General features: G+C 70.6%; 22 protein-coding genes. 8 read left to right on the top strand and 14 right to left on the bottom strand.

The features are described 5' to 3' along the window. The first annotated feature begins 59 nt into the window (after positions 1-59). Positions 60-1,904: a dihydroxy-acid dehydratase gene (gene ilvD / locus YIM_RS09635; RefSeq protein ID WP_153030020.1), complete on the top strand. Its 1,845-nt coding sequence runs from the start codon at positions 60-62 to the stop codon at positions 1,902-1,904. 84 nt (positions 1,905-1,988) lie between these two features. On the opposite strand, the gene YIM_RS09630 is transcribed toward ilvD, so the two are convergent. After that, on the bottom strand, positions 1,989-2,621 hold the full coding sequence (locus YIM_RS09630; protein WP_370468968.1) for a DoxX family protein: 633 nt from the start codon (positions 2,619-2,621) through the stop codon (positions 1,989-1,991). Between the two features lie 67 nt (positions 2,622-2,688). Next, a complete protein-coding gene (locus YIM_RS09625; RefSeq protein WP_194240101.1) occupies positions 2,689-3,597 on the bottom strand; it encodes a 2-hydroxyacid dehydrogenase in 909 nt (302 codons plus the stop codon). Between the two features lie 68 nt (positions 3,598-3,665). On the opposite strand from YIM_RS09625, the gene YIM_RS09620 reads away from it, so the two are divergent. Next, positions 3,666-4,868 carry a sorbosone dehydrogenase family protein gene (locus tag YIM_RS09620; RefSeq protein ID WP_153030018.1) on the top strand — a complete coding sequence of 401 codons (1,203 nt, stop codon included), beginning with the start codon at positions 3,666-3,668 and terminating at the stop codon, positions 4,866-4,868. 6 nt (positions 4,869-4,874) lie between these two features. Here the strand turns inward: YIM_RS09620 and YIM_RS09615 are convergent, their stop codons facing one another. Genes YIM_RS09615 through gatC form a run of 6 tightly spaced genes read right to left on the bottom strand, consistent with a single transcriptional unit; the run spans position 4,875 to position 9,669 of the window. Further along, positions 4,875-5,627 (bottom strand): cupin, encoded by a 753-nt coding sequence (locus tag YIM_RS09615; protein ID WP_153030017.1) that lies wholly within the window; start codon positions 5,625-5,627, stop codon positions 4,875-4,877. Positions 5,628-5,651: 24 nt separating this feature from the next. Beyond that, positions 5,652-6,098 (bottom strand): hypothetical protein, encoded by a 447-nt coding sequence (locus tag YIM_RS09610; RefSeq protein WP_228004649.1) that lies wholly within the window; start codon positions 6,096-6,098, stop codon positions 5,652-5,654. Between the two features lie 58 nt (positions 6,099-6,156). Further along, complete coding sequence (gene gatB, locus YIM_RS09605) at positions 6,157-7,662, bottom strand: Asp-tRNA(Asn)/Glu-tRNA(Gln) amidotransferase subunit GatB (protein ID WP_153030015.1); 1,506 nt, start codon at positions 7,660-7,662, stop codon at positions 6,157-6,159. Then, entirely contained in the window at positions 7,659-7,859 is a 201-nt protein-coding gene (locus tag YIM_RS09600; protein WP_153030014.1) for a hypothetical protein, read from the bottom strand. Before YIM_RS09600 ends, gatB begins: the two co-directional genes overlap by 4 nt. Next, positions 7,856-9,370, bottom strand: a complete 1,515-nt coding sequence (gatA, locus tag YIM_RS09595) for an Asp-tRNA(Asn)/Glu-tRNA(Gln) amidotransferase subunit GatA (RefSeq protein ID WP_153030013.1) — start codon at positions 9,368-9,370, stop codon at positions 7,856-7,858. Before gatA ends, YIM_RS09600 begins: the two co-directional genes overlap by 4 nt. A 2-nt stretch (positions 9,371-9,372) precedes the next feature. Then, positions 9,373-9,669: an Asp-tRNA(Asn)/Glu-tRNA(Gln) amidotransferase subunit GatC gene (gene gatC / locus YIM_RS09590; RefSeq protein WP_153030012.1), complete on the bottom strand. Its 297-nt coding sequence runs from the start codon at positions 9,667-9,669 to the stop codon at positions 9,373-9,375. 210 nt (positions 9,670-9,879) lie between these two features. On the opposite strand from gatC, the gene YIM_RS09585 reads away from it, so the two are divergent. After that, a complete protein-coding gene (locus YIM_RS09585) occupies positions 9,880-10,533 on the top strand; it encodes an amino acid-binding protein (RefSeq protein ID WP_153030011.1) in 654 nt (217 codons plus the stop codon). A gap of 70 nt (positions 10,534-10,603) precedes the next feature. Here the strand turns inward: YIM_RS09585 and YIM_RS09580 are convergent, their stop codons facing one another. From YIM_RS09580 to YIM_RS09565, 4 genes are all read right to left on the bottom strand, one after another. Beyond that, on the bottom strand, positions 10,604-11,527 hold the full coding sequence (locus tag YIM_RS09580) for a TIGR03621 family F420-dependent LLM class oxidoreductase (RefSeq protein ID WP_153030010.1): 924 nt from the start codon (positions 11,525-11,527) through the stop codon (positions 10,604-10,606). A gap of 49 nt (positions 11,528-11,576) precedes the next feature. Continuing rightward, complete coding sequence (gene ligA, locus YIM_RS09575) at positions 11,577-13,727, bottom strand: NAD-dependent DNA ligase LigA (RefSeq protein WP_153030009.1); 2,151 nt, start codon at positions 13,725-13,727, stop codon at positions 11,577-11,579. A gap of 11 nt (positions 13,728-13,738) precedes the next feature. Beyond that, positions 13,739-14,428, bottom strand: a complete 690-nt coding sequence (locus tag YIM_RS09570) for a hypothetical protein (RefSeq protein ID WP_153036883.1) — start codon at positions 14,426-14,428, stop codon at positions 13,739-13,741. Between the two features lie 114 nt (positions 14,429-14,542). Next, entirely contained in the window at positions 14,543-15,559 is a 1,017-nt protein-coding gene (locus YIM_RS09565) for a methionine synthase (RefSeq protein ID WP_153030008.1), read from the bottom strand. A 124-nt stretch (positions 15,560-15,683) separates the two neighbouring features. Between YIM_RS09565 and YIM_RS09560 the strand changes: the two genes are divergently transcribed. The 3 genes from YIM_RS09560 to YIM_RS09550 all read left to right on the top strand — a co-directional run bounded on the left by YIM_RS09560 (position 15,684) and on the right by YIM_RS09550 (position 18,478). Beyond that, positions 15,684-16,517, top strand: a complete 834-nt coding sequence (locus tag YIM_RS09560) for a nitrilase-related carbon-nitrogen hydrolase (RefSeq protein WP_153030007.1) — start codon at positions 15,684-15,686, stop codon at positions 16,515-16,517. Positions 16,518-16,614: 97 nt separating this feature from the next. Beyond that, the gene (locus YIM_RS09555) at positions 16,615-17,424 is read left to right on the top strand and encodes a phospholipid scramblase-related protein (protein WP_153030006.1); all 810 of its coding nucleotides are present in this window, start codon (positions 16,615-16,617) and stop codon (positions 17,422-17,424) included. 7 nt (positions 17,425-17,431) lie between these two features. Next, positions 17,432-18,478 (top strand): MBL fold metallo-hydrolase, encoded by a 1,047-nt coding sequence (locus YIM_RS09550; RefSeq protein WP_153030005.1) that lies wholly within the window; start codon positions 17,432-17,434, stop codon positions 18,476-18,478. On the opposite strand, the gene YIM_RS09545 is transcribed toward YIM_RS09550, so the two are convergent. Further along, positions 18,432-19,352 (bottom strand): SMP-30/gluconolactonase/LRE family protein, encoded by a 921-nt coding sequence (locus YIM_RS09545; protein ID WP_153030004.1) that lies wholly within the window; start codon positions 19,350-19,352, stop codon positions 18,432-18,434. The genes YIM_RS09550 and YIM_RS09545 overlap by 47 nt on opposite strands. A gap of 69 nt (positions 19,353-19,421) precedes the next feature. Between YIM_RS09545 and YIM_RS09540 the strand changes: the two genes are divergently transcribed. Continuing rightward, positions 19,422-19,871 (top strand): Lrp/AsnC family transcriptional regulator, encoded by a 450-nt coding sequence (locus tag YIM_RS09540; protein ID WP_153030003.1) that lies wholly within the window; start codon positions 19,422-19,424, stop codon positions 19,869-19,871. After that, positions 19,868-20,314 (top strand): GNAT family N-acetyltransferase, encoded by a 447-nt coding sequence (locus YIM_RS09535; RefSeq protein WP_153030002.1) that lies wholly within the window; start codon positions 19,868-19,870, stop codon positions 20,312-20,314. Before YIM_RS09540 ends, YIM_RS09535 begins: the two co-directional genes overlap by 4 nt. 160 nt (positions 20,315-20,474) lie before the next feature. Here YIM_RS09535 and mnmA read toward each other — a convergent pair whose 3' ends face one another. Beyond that, on the bottom strand, positions 20,475-21,560 hold the full coding sequence (gene mnmA / locus YIM_RS09530) for a tRNA 2-thiouridine(34) synthase MnmA (protein ID WP_153030001.1): 1,086 nt from the start codon (positions 21,558-21,560) through the stop codon (positions 20,475-20,477). Position 21,561 lies beyond the last annotated feature (1 nt).

Raw genomic sequence — 21,561 nt, 5'->3', positions numbered from 1 at the left:
GCTCACCCGCGCCTGGGCCGAACTCCTGAGTTTTTTCGAGCACAAGTTACGGAGGAGCCGTGCCTCAGCTGCGCTCCCGCACCACCACCCACGGCCGCAACGCCGCGGGCGCCCGTTCCCTGTGGCGTGCCACCGGGATGACCGACAGCGACTTCGGCAAGCCCATCGTGGCCATCGCCAACTCCTACACCCAGTTCGTGCCGGGGCACGTGCACCTCAAGGACCTCGGCGACATCGTGGCCGAGGCCGTCGCCGAAGCCGGTGGCGTCGCGCGCGAGTTCCACACCATCGCGGTGGACGACGGCATCGCCATGGGTCACAGCGGCATGCTCTACTCGCTGCCCTCGCGCGAGATCATCGCCGACTCGGTGGAGTACATGGTCAACGCGCACCAGGCCGACGCGCTGGTGTGCATCTCCAACTGCGACAAGATCACCCCGGGCATGCTCAACGCCGCGATGCGGCTGAACATCCCGGTGGTTTTTGTCTCCGGCGGTCCGATGGAGGCGGGCAAGGCCGTGGTGGTCGGCGACGTGGCGCACCCCTCGTCCGACCTGATCACCACCATCTCCGCCTCGGCCAACGCCGCGGTGGACGAGCAGTCGCTGGCCGAGGTCGAGCGCTCGGCCTGCCCGACCTGTGGTTCGTGCTCGGGCATGTTCACCGCGAACTCGATGAACTGCCTGACCGAGGCGCTCGGGCTTTCCCTGCCGGGCAACGGTTCCACGCTGGCCACGCACGCCGCGCGCCGCGAACTGTTCGCCGAGGCCGGCCGCACCGTGGTCGAGCTGTGCAAGCGCTGGTACGGCGAGGATGACGAGACGGCGCTGCCGCGCACGATCGCGAACAAGCAGGCGTTCGAGAACGCGATGGCGCTGGACATGGCGATGGGCGGTTCGACGAACACCGTGCTGCACGTTCTCGCCGCCGCGCAGGAAGGCGAGATCGACTTCACCATCGACGACATCGACGCGATCGGGCGGCGTGTGCCGTGCCTGTCGAAGGTGGCGCCGAACTCCGACTACCACATGGAGGACGTGCACCGAGCCGGTGGCATTCCGGCGATCCTCGGTGAACTGTGGCGCGGCGGCCTGCTCAACGAAGAGGTCACCTCGGTGCACACGCCGACGCTGGCCGAGTGGCTGTCCACTTGGGACATTCGCGCCGAGTCCCCGTCGGAGAAGGCGCTGGAGCTGTACCACGCGGCGCCGGGCGGGGTGCGCACCACGAAGGCGTTCTCCACCTCGAACCGCTGGTCCTCTTTGGACACCGACGCGGCCGGTGGCTGCATCCGCGACGTCGAGCACGCCTACACCGCCGACGGCGGGCTGGCCATCCTGCGCGGCAATCTCGCCGAGAACGGCGCGGTGATCAAGTCCGCGGGCATCGACGAGTCGCTGTGGCGGTTCCAGGGCCCGGCCAGGGTGGTGGAAAGCCAGGAAGAGGCCGTTTCGGTCATCCTCGGCAAGCAGATCCAGGCCGGTGAGGTGCTGGTGGTGCGCTACGAGGGTCCGGCGGGTGGGCCCGGGATGCAGGAGATGCTGCACCCGACGGCGTTCCTCAAGGGCTCCGGCCTCGGCAAGAAGTGCGCGCTGATCACCGACGGCCGGTTCTCGGGTGGTTCGTCGGGCATCTCGGTGGGGCACATCTCCCCCGAGGCCGCGGCGGGCGGCACGATCGGCCTGGTCCAGAACGGCGACGAGATCCTGCTGGACGTGCGTGAGCGGCGGCTCGAACTGCTCGTCGACGCCGACGTGCTGGCGGAGCGGCGGGCGAAGATGGAGGCCAGCGAGCGGCCGTGGCAGCCGGCGGAGCGGCAGCGCCCGGTGACCAGCGCGCTGCGCGCCTACGCCCGGATGGCCACCTCCGCCGACACCGGCGCCGTCCGGGACCCGAACAAGTAACCCCGGCCCTCTCGGCAGTCCGACTGCCGTGAATGTGGCTTTCCCGGCGCTGGGAAACCTGCCGTCAAAGCCACATTCACGGCGTCAGCGGAACAAGGTGAGGACGAGCACCGCGCCCGCGGCGGCGATCAGCAGGCCGAAGATGGCAAAAGGCATCGGCTTGCGGCGCCACGGGGTGTTCACGTCGAGCGCGATCCGGCCCGAGCCGGTGAACAGCAGCGCCAGCGCGGCCGTGGCCAGCAGCAGCTCGAACTCGAAGCCCTTGCCCGCCGCGCTGAAGAACCCACCGCTGAACTTGACGTAGACGATGCTCGCGGTCACCCCGAGCAGGGCCGACGCGCCGATCGGGGTGAACAGCCCCAGCACCAGCAGCACGCCGCCGATCACCTCGCTCAGCGCGGTGATCCACGACAGCAGGGTGAACTGACCGGTGAAGCCGAGCTGCTGCAGGTAACCGGCGAAACCGTCGATACCCGGCCCGCCGAACGAGCCGAACAGCTTCTGCAGGCCGTGCGCGCCCATCGTGCCGCCGAGCACCAGGCGCAGGAGCAGCAACCCGAAGTCCAGGCCGCCGTGCCACCGGGTGCCGGTGTCCTTGGCCGGCTTGTCCTCGACCTCGTCGATCAGGCTGGTCTGCGCGGTGGAGTAGGCGCTGTCGTCGAACAGGCTGCCGCCGCCGGTGCCGCTCGTCCGATAGTCGTCATCGTGAGTGCTCACGCGCGCAGGGTAAGGGATGCGGCTGTCCGGCGCATGCCCTATGCCGGAATTCCCGGTGCCCGGTTGCTCAGTACTCCCCGTGCACCAGGTTGTCCGGCAGCTCACCGCCGGCGTACCGGCCGATCTCGGTGGCCGCGACCGCGTACGAGCGCCGCCGCGAGCCACGCGCGGCCCCGGCCACGTGCGGGGTCAGCAGCACCCCCGGCATGGTCCACAGTGGATGGTCGGGCGGCAGCGGTTCCGGGTCCACCACGTCGAGCGCGGCCCGCAGCCTGCCCTTGCCCAGCTCCGCGACCAGCGCGTCGGTGTCGGCCACCTGCCCGCGCGCGGCGTTGACCAGCACCGCGCCGTCGCGCATCGAGGCGAGGAACTCGGCGTCGACCATGCCGCGGGTGCGGGAGGTCAGCGGCACCATCAGCACCACCACGTCGTGCTCCGGCAGCAGCGAGGGCAGCTCGTCCACGCCGGAAACGCCTTCGCGGGCGGTCAGCCCGACCATGGTCACGTGCGTGTCGAACGGCTCCAGCCGACGGCGGAGCTGACTGCCGAGGTCACCGGCACCGATGATCAGCACGCGCTGCTCCTGCAGGGTGTCGGTGCTGTGCCGGTTCCACACGCGCGCGGCCTGATCGGCACCGAACCGGCCCAGTTCCCGGTAGATGGACAGCAGCGCGGCAACCACCCATTCGGCCGTAGCCCCGCCGTGCGCGCCGCGGCAGGTGGAGAGCAGCACGTCCGGCGGTACCACCGGGATCCAGTCCTCGGCGCCCGCCGACAGCAACTGGATGAGTTTCAGCTTCGGCAGCTGGGGCAGCAGCTCCGGGGCCGAGCGCACCGGCCCCGGGACCAGGACCTCCGCTTCGGCGGCCTCCGGCGGCAGGGCCGAACCTGGCGTGTACCGCACCGGTTTCACCCCGGGGACGCGGGAGAGCGCGGTCACGCCGTCTTCGTCGGGCACGAGCACGATGAGCGGCATGATCACCACGTTAGCCGGTCGGGGCGCTCACCCGAGGTTCACGGGCGAGCGCCTACCCTCTGGAGATCATGCGCACCAGGTCACGGCGGATCGCCCACTGGCCGCTGGCCCCGCTGGCCTGCGGCATCCTGCTGCTGTCCGGCTGCGCCGATTTCGACGGCACGCCCACCGCGCAGGACTGGAAGCCGGCCCCGGAGCTGACCCCGCAGGCCGGGCCGCAACCGGAGCTGCCCGGCGCGGAGGGCACCGCCCCCGGCAAGAAGCCGGGCCCGTCGGCCCCGCCGACCTCGGTCCCGCCGCCCCAGGGCTGCAAGGACTTCGACGAAGCGGTGATCGGCACCTGCCTGGACACCGTCGCCGCGGTGGCCGCGCTGCCCGGCGGGCAGACCCCGGCGGCGCTGGCCGGTGAGCGCAAGAGCGGGCGCGTGTTCCAGGTGACCTCGGGCGCGGAGAAGGAGCAGTACGCCGAGCTGGCGGTGGATTCCACCGGTGGCGGCGGGCTGACCGGGCTGGCGCTGTCGCCCAGCTTCGCCGAGGACCAGCTGGTCTTCGCCTACGTCACCACGCCGACGGACAACCGGGTGGTGCGCTTCGCCAAGGGGCAGCAGCCGAAGCCGGTGCTCACCGGCATCCCGCGCGGCGGCAGCGGCAACGCGGGCTCGCTGACCTCCGACGGCAACGGCGCGCTGCTGGTGGCCACCGGCAACGCGGGCAATCCGGCCGCGTCGGCCGATCCGAACTCGCTGGCGGGCAAGGTGCTGCGCATCGACACCTCCGGCCAGCCCGCGCAGGGCAATCCGAACCCGTCGTCGGCCGTGCTGGCCAGCGGGCTGACGTCGCCGGGCGGGCTGTGCAAGTCACCGGACGGCTCGCGGCTGTGGGTCACCGACCGGGCCGCCGACAAGGACGTGCTCTACCGCGTCACGCCGGGGCAGGCGCTGACCTCGCCGGCGTGGACCTGGCCGGACCGGCCGGGCGTGGCCGGGTGCGTCGACGGCACCAGCCTGATCATGGTCGCCACCTCGACCGCCGGGAACATGCAGAACCTGCCGATCGCCACGGACGGCTCGATCAGCGGCAAGCCGTCGGTCTCGCTCGACGGGCAGAACAACAGCCGCACCTACGGGCGGCTGGCCGGGATGGAGCAGATCAGCGCGGAACTGGCGGTGGCGGGCACGGTCAACAAGGACGGCGGCGAGCCCGTCTCCAGCGACGACCGCGTGGTGCTCATCGTCATCCAGCCGAGCGCCGCCATCCCGGGCAAGGACTGACCCTCGCTAGGGCTTCGCGGCTCGGATGGCGTCGGGCACGGTGATGCCGGGCAGTTCGTACTCGTCCCGCCGGCCGCACATGCCGTAACCGCCGTGGCGTGACGGGGTGGCCGTCACCACCCGCGCCTGGGCCAGGTGGCTCGCGTCACCGTCGAGCAGGGCTTTCAGCTGGGCGCCGGTGCGTTCGGCCGCGGCCAGCGCGCCTTCCTGCCAGATCGGCAGCCAGCGCTCCACCTTCGGCGCCACGATCGCCGCGGCCGCCCGGTGGAACTCGCGCATCGGGCCGTCGTCACCGTCCTGGGCGGCTTCCCGCAGCACCAGGTAGCCCTTGACCGCCAGATCCCGCCGTCGCTTGGCCGCCGCGTCCGCTTCCGGGCCTTCCTTCGCGGGCAAGGTCGCCGCCTCCGCATACGCCGCCGGATCGGCCAGCACGTCAGACGGGAAGGTGAACACCGCGTCGCCCGCTTCGGGCAGGCCGCTGTTCTGCATCAGCACGGTGATCCGCAGGTTGTCCCGCTGGATCATCCGGTGCACCGTGCCCGGGGTGAACCACACGATCGACCCCGCCGACAGGTCGTTCTCCTGGTAACCATCGACGGTCAGCGTCTGCACCGCGCCGATCCCGCCGGTGACCACGTACGCCTCGGTGCAGGTCAGGTGCATGTGCGGGCTACCGCCGCGCACCCCGTCCTCGGCCAGCCATTCGTAGCAGCTCAGATGCGAAACCCCGACCGCGCCGGGAAGCGGGACATGCGACATCGCGCGTTCTCCTGCCAGCAGTTGCTACCGCCGCTTGGCCCGGTACTGAGCACGCGCGGCTCGGACGTCGAACACCGAGCCTGCCACGGAAGCCGCCGCGGCGGCCAGCCCCAGGAACCGGCCGATCGCCGGCTCGATCGACACCCCGCCCGCCGCCAGCACCCCGCGCTGGTCCTCGGCGAACTGCCAGTCGATCAGCCACCAGCCGAGCACCAGCAGCAGCAGCGACAGCACCGCCACGATCAGCCACAGGTGCGGCAGCCCGTTCACCCTGGCCGCCCGCGACTGGCCGAACACCACCGCCGCGATCCCGGCGAGCAACAGCAGGACCGGCGCGGCCCAGGCGAAGAAGCCCGAGTTCCACGCCGACCGCACCACGTCACCGGCGGGCAGCTCGCGCAACGCCTCGGCGACCTCCGGATCGGCCGCGGTCAGCTCGGTCCAGGGCAGGAACATGGCGCCGAACGCCACGATCCCCGCCCCGAACCCGAGCCACTGCCACCAGGGGACTTGTCGGAAATCCGGCAAGTCAGGCGCCTACGCGTTCCAGGACCAGTTCGCGCACGCGCTTGGCGTCGGCCTGCCCCTTGGTCGCCTTCATCACGTCACCGACGATCTTGCCTGCCGCCTGCACCTTGCCGCCGCGGATCTTCTCCGCGATGTCCGGGTTCGCCGCGAGCGCCTCGTCGACCGCCTTGTACAGCGCCGAATCGTCCGAGACGACCTTCAGGCCGCGCTTCTCCACGACCTCGTCGGGCTCGCCCTCACCGGCGAGCACCCCGTCGACCACCTCGCGGGCCAGCTTGTTGGTCAGCGCGCCTTCGCCGACCAGCGCGATCACCCGCGCCACCTGCGCCGGGGTGATCGCCAGCTCGCCCAGCTCCACACCGAGCTTGTTGGCCTGCTGGGTCAGGTACGAGACCCACCAGCCGCGCGCGTCGGCCGGGCTCGCGCCCTTGTCGACGGTGGCCGCGATCAGGTCGACCGCGCCCGCGTTGATCAGGTCGCGAAGTTCGGCGTCGGTCAGGTCCCACTCGGCCTGGACCCGCTTGCGCCGCTCCCACGGCAGCTCGGGCATGGTGCCGCGCAGTTCCTCGACCCATTCGCGGGACGGCGCGATCGGCACCAGGTCGGGCTCCGGGAAGTACCGGTAGTCCTCGGCGGTCTCCTTGGTACGACCGGCCGAGGTGGTGCCGTCGGCCTCCTGGAAGTGCCGCGTCTCCTGGGTGATCGAGCCGCCGCCGACCAGGATCGCCGCCTGGCGCGTCATCTCGTAGCGCACCGCGCGCTCGACGCTGCGCAGCGAGTTGACGTTCTTGGTCTCGGTGCGCGTGCCGAATTCGGCCGCGTCCTTGGCCATCAGCGAGACGTTGGCATCGCAGCGGAGCGAGCCCTGGTCCATCCGGACGTCGGAAACGTCCAGCGCGCGCAGCAGGTCCCGCAGGGCGGTGACGTAGGCGCGGGCGACCTCGGGGGCGCGCTCGCCGGTGCCGGTGATCGGCTTGGTGACGATCTCGATCAGCGGCACGCCGGCGCGGTTGTAGTCGAGCAGCGAGTGCTCGGCGCCGTGGATTCGTCCGGTGGCGCCACCGACGTGCAGCGACTTGCCGGTGTCCTCCTCCATGTGCGCGCGCTCGATCTCGATGCGCACGACCTCACCGTCGTCGAGCGTGACGTCGAGGTGGCCGTTGAAGGCGATCGGCTCGTCGTACTGCGAGGTCTGGAAGTTCTTCGGCATGTCCGGGTAGAAGTAGTTCTTCCTGGCGAACCGGCACCACTGCGCGATCTCGCAGTTGAGCGCCAGGCCGATCCGGATCGCCCCCTCCACCGCGAGCCCGTTGACCACCGGCAGCGCACCGGGCAGGCCGAGGCAGGTCGGGCAGACGTGCGTGTTGGGCTCGCCGCCGAACCGGTTCTCGCAGCCGCAGAACATCTTGGTCTTCGTGGACAGCTCCACGTGCACCTCGAGGCCGAGCACCGGGTCGAAGCGCTCGATCACCTCGGCGTAGTCCATGGTTTCCGCCACGGCCGTCACTTCTTCCCGTCCTTCCGCAGCGTGCGCACCGCCAGCAGGGCACCGGTGATGGCCACCACGGCGCTCGCCACGGCGTTGACCATCGTCAGCTTGTCCTTGTCCTCCCGGGCCTTGCGGACGCCGGAGAAGGCGCTGGTCGCGCTGGCCGCCGAGGTGCCGAGCGCGATCAGCCCGCGGATCTGGTTCTTCTTGCTCACTTCGCTGCCTCCAGTTCCGGAACGCGGTGCACCAGCGGGCCACCGGCCGCCGCGTCACGCGCGACCTCGTAGGCGGCGCCGACCCGGTAGAGCCGGTCGTCGGCCAGCGAGGGCGCCATGATCTGCAGCCCGACCGGCAGTCCATCCTCTTCGGACAGTCCACTCGGGACGCTCATGGCGGCGTTGCCGGCCAGGTTCGACGGGATCGAGCAGATGTCGGACAGGTACATCGCCATCGGGTCGTCGACCCGCTCGCCGATCTTGAACGCCGTGGTCGGCGTTGTCGGGCTGACCAGCACGTCCACCTGGTTGAACGCCGCTTCGAAGTCGCGGGTGATCAGCGTGCGGACCTTCTGCGCCGAGCCGTAGTAGGCGTCGTAGTAACCGGCCGACAGCGCGTAGGTGCCGAGCATGATCCGCCGCTTGACCTCGGGGCCGAAACCGGCCTCGCGGGTCATCGACATGACTTCCTCGGCACTGTGCGTGCCGTCGTCACCGACACGCAGGCCGTAGCGCATGGCGTCGAAGCGGGCGAGGTTCGACGAGGCCTCGCTCGGCGCGATCAGGTAGTAGGCGGGCAGCGCCAGGGTGAAGTTCGGGCAGGAGACCTCGATCACCTCGGCGCCGAGGTCACGCAGCTGCTCGACGGCCGCCTCGAAGGAGCGCAGCACGCCCGACTGGTAGCCCTCGCCGGAGAACTCCTTGACCACGCCGACGCGCACGCCCTTGAGGTCGCCCTTGAGGCCCTCGCGGGCGGCGGCCACCACCGGCGGCACCGGCGCGTCGATGGAGGTCGAGTCGAGCGGGTCGTGCCCGGCGATGACCTCGTGCAGCAGCGCCGCGTCCAGCACGTTGCGCGCACAGGGACCGGCCTGGTCCAGCGACGAGGAGAAGGCGACCAGCCCGTAGCGGGACACGCCGCCGTAGGTGGGCTTCACGCCGACCGTGCCGGTGACCGCGCCGGGCTGGCGGATCGAGCCGCCGGTGTCGGTACCGATGGCCAGCGCCGCCTCGAACCCGGCGATCGCGGCGGAGGAACCACCGCCGGAGCCGCCGGGGATGCGGTCGTGCGCCCACGGGTTGCGGGTCGGCCCGAAGGCGGAGTTCTCGGTGGAGGAACCCATCGCGAACTCGTCCATGTTCGTCTTGCCGAGGATCACCACGCCCGCTTCGCGGAGCTTGCGGGTGACGGTGGCGTCGTACGGCGGCAGCCAGCCTTCGAGGGTGCGCGAACCGCAGGTGGTCGGCAGGCCCTTGGTGGTCAGCACGTCCTTCAGCGCGAGCGGCACGCCGGCCAGCGGCGAGGCCTGGCGGCCCTCGGCGGCGTCGGCGTCGACCGCGCGGGCGGCCTCGAGCGCGCCATCGGTGTCGACGTGCAGGAACGCGTTCAGCGATCCGTCGACCTCGGCGATCCGGTCCAGGTGGGCCTGGGTGACCTCGACCGCGGAGACCTCACGGGACTTGATCTTGTCCGCCAGCTCGGTGGCGGTGAGCCTGGTCAGCTCGGACATGCTTACTCCTCCCCCAGGATGCGCGGCACGCGGAAGCGGCCGTCTTCGGCGGCCGGCGCGCCGGAAAGCGCCTGCTCCTGCGCGAGGCTGGGCCGGACCACGTCCTCACGGAAGACGTTGGTCAGCGGCACGGCGTGCGAGGTGGGCGGAACGTCCTGGTCGGCGACGACGCCCACCTTGGCCACGGCGTCCAGGATCTGGTCGAGCTGGCCGGCGAAGGTCGCCAGCTCCTCGTCGGTGACGGCCAGCCTGGCGAGCTTCGCCAGGTGTGCGACCTCGTCGCGGGAAATGTTGGGCACGCGAGTGACTCTCCGTGGCTGTGTCGGGCGGGTTCTTCCGAGGTCGCCAGTCTATGGTCACCGCACCGGCGGACTCGACTGGGTTATCGGCACCCGCGCCGTCCCGCGACCCGGACGGCGAATCCCCATCGTCATCTCCGTCTGCCACAATCGGCGCCCGGCACCTGCGTGGACGGCGAGGCTCCGCGCCCGGCGTGAGAGGGGTTCGCTGTGTCGTTCCTGATCCGGGTCCAGCTCCCGGACAGCCCAGGGACCCTCGGCGCGGTGGCCACCGCACTGGGCACGGTCGGGGCCGACATCCTCAGCGTGGACGTGGTGGAGCGCACCAGCGGCGTGGCCATCGACGACCTGGTCGTCGAGCTGCCCACCGGCAGCCTGCCCGACGCGCTGATCACCGCGGCCGAGAGCGTGGAAGGCGTGGAGGTCGACGCCGTGCGACCGTACGCGGGCGTGCTCGACACGCACCGCGAACTGGAACTGGTCGAGGAGATCGCGGCGACCCCGAAGACCGGGCTCGACCTGCTGGCCGAGGGTGTGCCGCGGATCATCCGGTCCGGCTGGGCGATCGTGGTCACCCCCGCGGGCGACTCGCTGCAACGGCTCGCCTCGTCGGCGGCGGCGCCCGAGGCGCCGATCACCGACCTGCCGTGGCTGCCGCTGGAACGCGCCACCGTGCTCGACAGCGAGGCGGCGTGGATCCCGGACACGTGGAAGGAACTGGGCACCGAGCTGGCCGCCACGCCACTGGGCAAGCCGGACCGGGCGCTGCTGGTGGGCCGTCCGGGCGGCCCGATGTTCCGGGCGGCCGAGGTGGCGCGCCTGGCGCACCTGGCGGGGATCGTCGCCGTCGTCCTGGACGGGTGAGTCAGAACGCCGTGAAGGTGGCTTTCACGGCACGGCGCCCTCCCTCGTCCGAGTGATTCGCTGCGAAATGTCAGCGCAGGGCGGCGGCGACGGGTGCGAAAGCGTGCATGTCCCGGTCCGAGATGACGTGGTAGGTCAGGCCGTACCGGTCCCGGCGGCGGTGGAGTTCGTCGGCGATGCGGGTGACTGAACCGATCACGCGCGAAGGCATGTCCAGCACGAAGTCCGCCGCTGAGGCGCCCCAGCCTCGGCTGCGCGCGGTGCGTTCCGCGGCCGCGCGGTGGTCGTCGGTCAGTTCGAACGAGAGGATCTGGCTCAGTTCCACGTCCCGGCCGCTCTCCCGCACCCAGCCGACCTTGCGCGCCATGGTCTCCGCCGACCGCTCCGACATCGCGTCCGAGATGCTCCCGCCGGGCAGCGCGATCGGCAGGATGCCGACCACCTCCGCGACCCGACCGGCCAGCCGGAGCATGCGTTTGCCCCCGGCCCCGACCAGCAGCGGCGGCCGCGGCGCCGGCGGGAAGACCGACAGGTCCCGCACGCGGTAGTGCGTGCCCGAGTAGGTCACCTTCTCCCCGCTCAGCAGCCCGTCCAGCACGCTGAGCGACTCCGACAGCCGCGAGACCCGGGTGCCGGCCGGGTCGAAGGGCAGCCCGGCGCGCTCGTACTCGTCCAGCAGCCAGCCCGCCCCGATGCCCAGCTCGAACCGCCCGCCGGACAGGTGCTGCAGCGTGGCGGCCTCCTTCGCCAGCAGCACGGGATGCCGGTAGTCGTTCGACAGCACCAGCGTGCCCACCCGCAACCGCGTGGTCGCCGCGGCGACGGCGGTCAGCGCGAGCATCGGCGACAGCTGGTCGCCGAACGGCTCGGTGACGAAGTGGTCCCGGATCAGCAAGGTCGAATACCCGAGCCGCTCGGCCTCCTTCGCCGTCTCGATCAGCCGCGCGCCATCGCGAACGGACTCCGCCACCACTCCGAACCGGAACTCACGCATGAGCCGATCCTGCGTCCCCGAAAACGCGGAGGCTGGCGGTTTTCGGACGTCACTCTTCGGCGGCGGCGGGCTCCTCGGGCACCAGCGCGACCTCCGCGGCCGCCTCCGGCCCGCGGTCCAGCAGCACCCGGAAGCCGTTCTCGTCGAGCACCGGCACCTTCAGCTGGACCGCCTTGTCGTACTTGGTCCCCGGCGAATCCCCGACCACCACAAAGGCCGTCTTCTTCGACACCGAGCCCGCCGCCTTGCCGCCGCGGGCCATGATGACCTCCTTGGCCTCGTCGCGCGAGAAGGTATCCAGTGAGCCGGTGACCACAATGGACAGACCTTCGAGGTTGCGCGGAATGGAGGTGTCGCGCTCCTCCTCCATCCGCACCCCGGCCCGGCGCCACTTCTCGACCACCTCGCGGTGCCAGTCGACCTCGAACCACTCCTGCACCGCGTGCGCGATCGTCGGCCCCACGCCGTCGACGTCGGCCAGCTGTTCCTCGGTGGCCTGCTCGATCAGCTCCAGCGAGCCGAACTCCCGCGCCAGCGCCTGCGCCGCGGTCGGCCCGACGTGCCGGATCGACAAACCGACAATGACTTTCCACAGTGGACGATCCTTGGCCGAGTCCAGGTTCGCCAGCAGCCGCCGCGCGTTGGCCGAAAGCTCGCCCGCCTTGGTGCGGAACAACTCCACTTCGGACAGTCGCGCCTCGTCGAGGTCGAACACGTCGCCCTCGTCGGCCACCGCGCCCGACTCCAGCAGCGCCGACGCGGCCTCGTAGCCGAGGACCTCGATGTCGAAGGCACCGCGCCCGGCCAGGTGGAACAGCCGCTCGCGCAGCTGCGCCGGGCAGGTCCGCGCGTTCGGGCAGCGGATGTCGACGTCGCCTTCCTTCTGGTAGGCGAGCTTCGTGCCGCATTCGGGGCAGCGCGTGGGCATCAGGAACTCGCGTTCCTCGCCGGTGCGCGCGTCCACCACCGGCCCGAGCACCTCGGGAATCACGTCACCGGCCTTGCGGATCACCACCCGGTCGCCGATCAGCACGCCCTTGCGCTTGACCTCCTCGGCGTTGTGCAGGGTGGCCATCGCCACGGTGGACCCGGCCACCTTCACCGGCTCCATCACCGCGAACGGGGTGACCCGGCCGGTGCGCCCGACGTTGACCTGGATGTCGAGCAGCTTGGTGGTGGCCTCCTCCGGCGGGTACTTGTAGGCGATCGCCCAGCGCGGCGCGCGCGAGGTGGTGCCGAGGCGGCGCTGCAGCGACACCTGGTCGACCTTGATCACCACGCCGTCGATCTCGTGCTCGGCGTCGTGCCGGTGCTCGCCCCAGTACTCGACGTGCTCGCTCAGCTCGGCGGCCGAGGTGAGCACCTTGGTGTGCGCGGAAACCGGCAGTCCCCAGGCCGCCAGCGCGTCGTAGGCCTCGGACTGCCGCGTGGGTTCGAAGCCATCGCGCTTGCCGAGACCGTGGCAGATCAGCCGCAGCTTGCGGCTCTTGGTCACCTTCGGATCCTTCTGCCGCAGCGAACCGGCGGCGGTGTTGCGCGGGTTCGCGAACGGCGGCTTGCCCGCCTCGACCAGCCGCGCGTTCAGCTCGGTGAAGTCCTCCACCCGGAAGAACACCTCACCGCGCACCTCGACCAGATCCGGCACCGGGAACCGGTCGGTGGCGGTCAGCCTGTCCGGCACCTGGTCCAGGGTGCGGACGTTGAGCGTGACGTCCTCACCGGTGCGGCCGTCGCCGCGGGTCAGCGCCCTGGTCAGCTTGCCCTTCTCGTAGAGCAGGTTGATCGCCAGCCCGTCGATCTTCAGCTCGCACAGGTACTGCGTGGAGCCGATCTCCTTCTCCGTGCGCTCCACCCACGCGGCCAGCTCCTCGGCGTCGAACGCGTTGTCCAGGCTGTACATGCGCTCGAGGTGGTCGTACGCGGTGAACTCGGTGGAGAAGGTGCCGCCGACCCGCTGCGTCGGCGAGTCCGGAGTGGCCAGTCCGGGATACTCCTGCTCCAGCTCTTCCAGCTCACGCAGCAGGACGTCGAACTGTCCGTCCGAAATGGTCGGCGAGTCCAGCACGTAGTACCGGAACTGGTGCCCGCGGATCTCCTCGGCGAGCGCGCCGTGGCGCTCGCGGACGTCGGCGGGGACGTCCGCGATGTCCTGCGCGGCCTCGGGAGCGACCTGGTCTGACGGAAGTTCTTCGCTGCTCACAAGGGGTAAGACTAGTCCGTGCCACCGACATTTCCGGTCGACAGCCCGTGGACGAGCGCTCGAAGCTCCAACAGGGTGATGGTCTCCGCCGGTTCGGTTTCGGCGGTTTCCACGCGGCGCAGGCGTTCCGCGGCGAGCCGCTCGCCGAGCGTCGCGTCCAGCGGCAGGAAGGTCATCGCCGTGCGCGAATCGGCGGACAGCTCGGCGAGCAGCGGGTGGAACACCGCCACGTCGACCACCTGCTCGGCTTCGTCCACCTGCGCCACCACGCGCACCTCGCCGAGCGGGACGCGGTGCTCGCCGAGGTTGACCGTCACCTCGGTCGGGTCCGGCACCGGCGGCACCGAGTCGTGGTACTCCCAGATCGCGTCCTCGGCGGGCGCGGCGGCCTTCCACGCGTCGGTGTAGCGGCGCAGTTCCGGGTCCTCCTGCGAAGTCAGCACGAGCGAGTAGATCGCGCGCTGACCGCGGTCCAGCGAGAACTGGAGGTCCGGGTGCACCAGCGCGACCGCCTGGCACAACTCGTGCTCCACGCGCTGCGGTTCGCGGTCGCCCAGCGCCGCGCTGATCTCCGGCAGCAGCTCGAACCAGCGCTCCCAGAACGCCACCGCGGCGGCATCCGGGTCCTCGGGCACGGTTTGCTCCGGCCACTCCGTCCGCGGATCGGGGGTGGCTTGCTTACGGCGGCAGAAGTCCCGGATACCCACGAAGGCGACTCTAGGTGCTGTCCGGTGAGTCAGGCCGATGGGCTTCGTGATCCAGGTGGTTCCCGGCGGTGCGGGCGGCTCGGCCTGGCTCACCGGACAGCACCTTGGTCACCAGGTCTCCGGAGGTTCGGCAAACGCCTTACCCAGGTCCGTGGTCAGCGAAAGCGCGCGCCGCATCCAGTCCGCCGGGGAACCCGCGAGGCCGCATACCGGCGTCGGCACGGCGCGTTCGGTCAGGATCGAGCGGTTGAAGCCCAGCCGGTCGGCCAGGTCCAGTGCGGGACGGGCGATCGCGCGCAGGTCCTTCCCGGACGGCTTCACCGGCGTGAGGCCCAGGAACAACTCCACTCCGGAGTCCCAGGTCTCGCCGATCTCGTCGAGCAGGGCGGACGACAAGTCGACAACGGTCAGATCGAAGGCGATCGCCCCGGCCCCCGCCGACCGCAGCAGCGCGAACGGCGGGCGCTCGGCGCAGCAGTGCACGATCACCGGCTGCCCGGTGATCGACCGCACGCCGTCGACCGCGCGGGTGAGCAGTTCACGCGCCTCCGGCTCGGGCACGGCGGGCACGGTGCCGTAACCGGACGGGGTGGACAGTGAACCGGCGAGGATCGCGGGCAGCGACGGTTCGTCCAGCTGCACCACCACCTTCGCGCCGGTCCGCGCGCTCAGCTCGGCGACGTGCGCGCGCAGGCCTTCGAGCAGCGACTCGGTGAACTCGCGCAACGCGCCGCGATCGGTGAGCACGCGGTGCCCGCGCGCCAGCTCGATCCCGGCGCCCAGCGTCCACGGTCCCGCGACCTGCGTCTTGATCAGCGGTGGCCGCCCGGCCGCCTCCTGCACGGCGTCGAGGTCCCAGCGGCGGAGGTCGGTCGCGCGCCGGTGGTCGTGCCCCGGCCGCGCGGCGACGCGGTAGCCCGACGGCACCACCTCGACCGCCAGGTCCACCAGGAGCGCGGCGGTCCGGCCGAGCAGGTCGGCCCCCACCCCGCGAGCGGGCAGTTCGGGTTCGTGCGGGAAATCCGCGAGCTCACCGAAGATCACCGCCGCCGCCTCGGCGACGTCGGTGCCCGGCATCGATCCGATTCCGGTGGCCGCGCCGGCCCGCCATGCTCGTTCGTTCACCCGGCCGATTGTGCTCGGTGTTGCACGCGGGTAAACGCTCGCCCCGTCGCCTGTCGCTCCCGGCGTGCGGAAGTCACACTGTGGTCAGTCAGCTACGGATGATCAACGAGGAGGTGAAACCGCGATGCGCGTGGCACTGGCCCAGACCGACTGCCGCCTCGGCGACGTCGACGGAAACTTGACCAGCACCGAGCAGCTCATCAAGGAGTCCGCGGCCCAGGACGCGGATCTGGTGGTGTTCCCCGAGCTGAGCCTGACCGGCTACGCGCTCGGGCAGCTCGCCGAGGACATCTCGCTCTGGCCGGACGACCCGCGCCTCGCCGAACTGGCCAAGCACGGCCCCGACGTGGTGATCGGCCTGCTCGAGGACGGCCGGATCCGCAGGCACAACTCCGCGCTGTACCTGTCCGACGGCGAGATGGTGCACAACCACCGGAAGCTGTACCTGCCGAACTACCTGATCTGGGAGGAGCGCAAGCACGCCAGCCCCGGTCAGACCATGCGCGCCTTCGACACCAGGCACGGCCGGTTCGCCACGCTGATCTGCAACGACGCGTGGCAGCCGATGCTGCCGTGGCTGGCCGCGCAGGACGGCGCCGAGGTGCTGGTGGTGCCGACCAACAGCGCGGCCAAGCTGACCGCAGGCTCGTTCGACCCCGCCGAGTACTGGCACGACCTGCTCGTGTTCACCGCGCGCATGCAGCAGTGCTGGGTGATCTTCGTGAACCGGGTCGGCGACGAGGCGGGTGTGCGCTTCTGGGGTGGTTCGCGGGTGATCGACCCGTGGGGCTCGGTGGTGGCCACCGCGCCGACGTGGGAGGAATCGCTGACCCTGGTGGACATCGACCTGACCGCGGTGCGCCGCCGCCGCCGCGAGATCCCGCTGCTCGCCGACGCCCGGCTCGGCCTGTTGCGCCGGGAACTGGAGCGGCTGATCAACGAGAGCGGACCGGACTAGGCCCGGTCCGGGGAATGCCACTCGTCGAACACGGACATTCCCGGTAAATCCCCTGATCACCGCCACTTTGGCGGTACTCGCATTACGCTCGACCGCCATGACGAGCTCTTCGCAGCCGGGCTGGTACGCCGACCGCGCCGATCCCACCACGCAGCGCTGGTGGGACGGTGGCGGGTGGACCGAGCACACCCGCCCGGCCCCGCGTCCGCACGACGCCGAAAGGATCGAGCTGGACATCGAGGGCACGCCCGACCCGAACCGGATCCGCGCGCAGGCGGCCAGGGCGACGAAGGGCCAGGCGGTGCGCGGTGGCGGTGGAACGCTGTTCACCGAACCGGTGCTGGTGGTCAACCAGCGGGCGAAGCTGATCGAGCTGGCCAACGAGTTCGGCGTGTTCGACGCCGACGGCAACCGGCTCGGCGGGGTGGTCCAGGTCGGGCAGAGCACGCTGCGCAAGGTGATGCGCCTGCTCACCGCCTACGACCAGTACCTCACGCACCGGTTCGAGGTGCGTGACGCCAACCACAGCACGGTGCTCAAGGTGACCCGGCCGCGCAAGATCTTCAAGTCGCGGTTCCTGGTGACCAGGGCCGACGACTCGCCGATCGGCGAGATCGTGCAGGAGAACATGATCGGCAAGATCAGGTTCGCTTTCCTGGTCGGTGATCGTAAGGTGGGAGGCATCCACGCGGAGAACTGGCGCGCGTGGAACTTCTCCATCCGCGACGAGTCCGGCGAGGAGGTGGCCAGGGTGACCAAGACCTTCGGCGGGTTCGTCAAGGCCGCCTTCACCACCGCGGACAACTACGTGGTGCAGATCCACCGGCAGCTGCCGGACCCGCTGGCCAGCATGGTGGTGGCCGCCGCGCTGACCATCGACACGGCGCTCAAGCAGGACTCCGACTGAGGACGGCATGGAACTCTCCCCCGACGACGGCTCCCGGCACTGGGCGGAGCCGGGCGTGTACACGGTTTCGCCCGGCGTCCACCGGATTCCGCTGCCGCTGCCGAACGACGCGCTGAAGGCGATCAACGTCTACGCGGTCACCGACGGCTCGCGGCTGGTGCTGATCGACTCGGGCTGGGCGCTGGTGGAGGCCCGTGAACTGCTCGGCGCCGGGCTCAAGGCGATCGGCGCGGAACTCGCGGACGTGGCGGAGTTCCTGGTCACCCACGTGCACCGCGACCACTACACCCAGGCCGTGGCGCTGCGCCGCGAGTTCGGCGGGCGGGTGGCGCTCGGCGAGGGCGAGCGGGAGTCGCTGAAGATCAGCGGTGATCCGTCGACCATGCCGTTGAACACGCAGATCCGGCTGCTGACCCGGGCCGGTGCGACGCCGGTGATCGAGGCGCTGGCCGCGATGTTCGGCGGCTACCGGCGCCCGCGCACGGACACCGACCTGTGGGAGGAGCCGGACGAGTGGCTCACCCCCGGCCGCCGCACCGTGCTGCCGGATCGTGAGCTGGACGTGGTCCACACCCCCGGGCACACCGCCGGGCACCTGGTTTTTGTCGACGACGCGGCGGACCTGATGTTCACCGGCGACCACGTGCTGCCGCACATCACCCCGTCCATCGGCTTCCAGCCCGCCGGCTCGGATCTGCCGTTGAAGGAGTTCCTGGACTCACTCCGCCTGGTGCGGGGCATGCCGGACCGGCGCATGCTGCCCGCGCACGGCCCGGTTTCGCCCAGCGTGCACACGCGCGTCGACGAACTGCTGGTGCACCACGACAACCGGCTCGACGAGATCGGCACGCGGGTGGCCGGCGGCGCCACCACCGCGTACGAGGTCGCGCTGCGGCTCGGCTGGACCCGGCGGCAGCGCGAACTCGGTGAGCTGGACGCGTTCAACCAGTGCCTCGCGGTCAACGAAACCGGTGCGCACCTTGACCTGCTGGCCTTCCGCGGTCAGCTCAGGGTGTCCGATGTGGACGGTATCCGGCACTACCTGCTCCCGTGACGTTGAGCATCAGCGAGTAGAGCGACGAGCTGGCGCAGATGAACAGGCGGTTCCGCTTGGGGCCGCCGAAGACGAAGTTCGCCACCACCTCGGGGACCTTGAGCTTGCCGATGCGCGTGCCGTCGGGGTCGAAGCAGTGCAGGCCGTCCCCGGCGGCGGCCCAGACGCGGCCGGTGTTGTCCAGGCGCAGCCCGTCGAACCGGCCCGCGTCGCAGGTGGCGAACTCCTCGCCGCCGCCGAGCGTGCCGTTCTCGCGGACGTCGAACACGCGGATGTGGTTCACCCCGGTGTCGGCGATGTAGAGCCGCGAACCGTCCAGCGAGAAGGCCAATCCGTTGGGGCGGCGGAAATCGTCGGCCACGATGGCGGCTTCGCCGGTGCCGGCGTCGACCCGGTACACGTGGCACGCGCCGATTTCGCTCTCCGCCCGGTGGCCCTCGTAGTCGCTGTCGATGCCGTAGCTGGGATCGGTGAACCAGTGCGCGCCGTCGGCCGCGACGACCACGTCGTTGGGGCTGTTGAACCTTTTCCCGCGGTACTTGTCGGCGATGACGGTGATCGAGCCGTCGGGCTCGGTGCGGGTGACACGCCGGTTGCCCTGCTCGCAGCTGACCAGCCTGCCTTGCGGGTCGACGGTGGCGCCGTTGGTGTAGCCGGCCGGGCCGCGGAACACGCTGACCACGCCGTTGGTCTCGTCCCAGCGGAGCATGCGGTCGTTCGGGATGTCGCTCCAGACCAGGTAACGACCGGCGGCGAAGTACGCCGGGCCCTCGGCCCAGCGGGTGCCCTCGTACAGCCGCTCGAGCCGGTCGTCCCCGCCGACGCGGGCGAACCGTTCGTCCAGAACTTCCAGCTCGGTTGGAACCGTGTCCATAATTTTCTCGTTTCTACTGAATGACATCCTGTATACATCCAACATTGCCGAACGAGGTATGGTCAAGCCATGGATGATGTGGATCGGCGGTTGCTGGAAGAACTGCAACGCGACGCCACCCAGTCGTACGCGGCGCTCGGCCGGGCGGTCGGCCTCTCCAGCGGGGCGGCGCACGAGCGGGTGCGCAAGCTGCGGGATTCGGCGGTGATCCGGCGGACCACCGTGGAGGTCGATCCGGTGGCGCTGGACTACGGGGTGCTGGCCTACGTGCAGGTCCACGCGAACGCGTGGATGGGCGACACCCACGACGCGCTCGCCGTGATCCCGGAGATCGAGGAGGCGCACATCGTCGCGGGCGCGGCGACGCTGATGCTGAAGGTGCGGACGCGCGGCACCGAGGAGTTGCAGGGAGTACTGCGGCGGTTGTACGAGATCGACGGCGTGAGCGGCACGGAGGCGACGGTGGTGCTGGAAACGTTCTTCGAACGGCCGGTGCACGTGGAATACTCCGGCACGTGAGCAACATCCGGCGGGCACAACGAAAAGACGTCGAACGCATCGCCCAGCTACTGGCCGACGACGACATCGGCGCGGGGCGGGAAGATCCCGGCGAGCTGGCCCCGTACTACGCCGCCTTCGAGGCGATCGACGCCGACCCGAACCAACTGCTGATGGTGGCCGACGTGGCTGGGGAGGCGGTCGGGACGCTGCAACTGTCGATCATCCACGGCATGGCGCGGACGGGCGCTTCGCGGGGACAGATCGAAGGCGTGCGAGTGCACTCCAGCCAGCGGGGCACCGGCCTGGGGACCACCATGATCCAGTGGGCCATCGACGAGGCGAAAGCACGGGGGTGCGCCATCGTCCAGCTGACCTCGGATGCCCGACGCACCGATGCCCACCGCTTCTACGAACGCCTCGGCTTCGCCCCCACCCACACCGGCTTCAAACTAGCGCTCTAGCCGGCGGCCGGCGCCGCGAAAGCCACACTCCCGGCAGCCGGGCGCCGGGCGAACCCAACGCAAGCCACAAACCGGGACACCCCAACGCAAGCCGGGCACTCGAGGCGACCACAACCCCACCCAGCCCTTCCCCATCCCCGGTCCACAGACCCCAACACACCTACCCCGTCGCCGAAATCTTCGCGCTCCCCAACACCAAATCCCCATCACCATCCGGCCGATAAAGCACCACGACCTGCCCAGGAGCCACCCCCGTCAACGGCTCCCGCAACTGGACGATCACCTCGCCACCGTCCACTTCGGCCACCGCGGAAGCAATCCCCCCGTGCGCCCGCACCTGCACCACGCACTCCGTCGGCCCGCCCAACGGTCCAGCGGGCCACACCGCACGATCCGCGACGATGCGATCCACACCCAGATCCCGCTGCGACCCGACCTTCACCGTGCCCGAGACCGGCTCCAGCGAAAGCACGTACCGCGGCCGGCCGTCCGGCGCCGGTGCCTCGATGCCCAGGCCCTTCCGCTGGCCGACGGTGAACCCGTGCACACCCGTGTGCCGCCCGAGTACCGCACCGGTCTCGGCGTCGACGAGGTCGCCCGGCCGCGCACCGAGGCGCTTTTCCAGGAAGCCCTTGGTGTCACCGTCCGGGATGAAGCAGATGTCGTGGCTGTCCGGCTTGTTGGCCACCGCCAGGTCGCGGCGATCCGCCTCGGCCCGCACCTCGGTCTTCCACGAGTCACCCAGCGGGAACATCGAGTGGCGCAACTGCTCCGGCGTCAGCGAAGCGAGCACGTACGACTGGTCCTTGCCCGAGTCCACCGCACGGCGCAGCTCCGGCACACCATCCACAATGGACAACCGCGCGTAGTGCCCGGTGGCCACCGCGTCGAAGCCGAGCGCCATCGCCTTGTCCAGCAGCGCCTCGAACTTGATCTTCTCGTTGCAGGTGACACACGGGTTCGGGGTACGACCGGCGGCGTACTCGCCGACGAAGGTCTCCACCACTTCCTCGGTGAAGCGCTCGGCGAAATCCCAGACGTAGAAGGGAATGCCGAGGATGTCCGCGGCCCGCCGGGCGTCGCGCGAGTCCTCGATCGTGCAGCACCCGCGCGAACCGGTGCGCAGCGTGCCCGGCTTCGCCGAGAGCGCCAGGTGCACGCCGACCACCTCGTGCCCGGCTTCCACCGCGCGGGCGGCCGCGACCGCCGAATCCACGCCACCGCTCATCGCAGCCAATACGCGCATG

It is taken from the genome of Amycolatopsis sp. YIM 10, assembly GCF_009429145.1.
GTDB lineage: Bacteria > Actinomycetota > Actinomycetes > Mycobacteriales > Pseudonocardiaceae > Amycolatopsis.
The sequence above is the reverse complement of the archived record's forward strand: the minus strand, read 5'-3'. Positions and strand labels throughout refer to the sequence as shown.

Excerpts from the sequence above, each read along its gene's own strand:
- YIM_RS09560 (WP_153030007.1), top strand. The coding sequence starts at position 15,684 with ATGCGCGTGGCACTGGCCCAGACCGACTGCCGCCTCGGCGACGTCGAC.
- YIM_RS09550 (WP_153030005.1), top strand. The coding sequence starts at position 17,432 with ATGGAACTCTCCCCCGACGACGGCTCCCGGCACTGGGCGGAGCCGGGC.
- YIM_RS09545 (WP_153030004.1), bottom strand. The coding sequence starts at position 19,352 with ATGGACACGGTTCCAACCGAGCTGGAAGTTCTGGACGAACGGTTCGCC.
- YIM_RS09540 (WP_153030003.1), top strand. The coding sequence starts at position 19,422 with ATGGATGATGTGGATCGGCGGTTGCTGGAAGAACTGCAACGCGACGCC.
- YIM_RS09620 (WP_153030018.1), top strand. The coding sequence starts at position 3,666 with ATGCGCACCAGGTCACGGCGGATCGCCCACTGGCCGCTGGCCCCGCTG.
- YIM_RS09615 (WP_153030017.1), bottom strand. The coding sequence starts at position 5,627 with ATGTCGCATGTCCCGCTTCCCGGCGCGGTCGGGGTTTCGCATCTGAGC.
- YIM_RS09580 (WP_153030010.1), bottom strand. The coding sequence starts at position 11,527 with ATGCGTGAGTTCCGGTTCGGAGTGGTGGCGGAGTCCGTTCGCGATGGC.
- mnmA (WP_153030001.1), bottom strand. The coding sequence starts at position 21,560 with ATGCGCGTATTGGCTGCGATGAGCGGTGGCGTGGATTCGGCGGTCGCG.
- YIM_RS09555 (WP_153030006.1), top strand. The coding sequence starts at position 16,615 with ATGACGAGCTCTTCGCAGCCGGGCTGGTACGCCGACCGCGCCGATCCC.
- gatA (WP_153030013.1), bottom strand. The coding sequence starts at position 9,370 with ATGTCCGAGCTGACCAGGCTCACCGCCACCGAGCTGGCGGACAAGATC.
- YIM_RS09625 (WP_194240101.1), bottom strand. The coding sequence starts at position 3,597 with ATGCCGCTCATCGTGCTCGTGCCCGACGAAGACGGCGTGACCGCGCTC.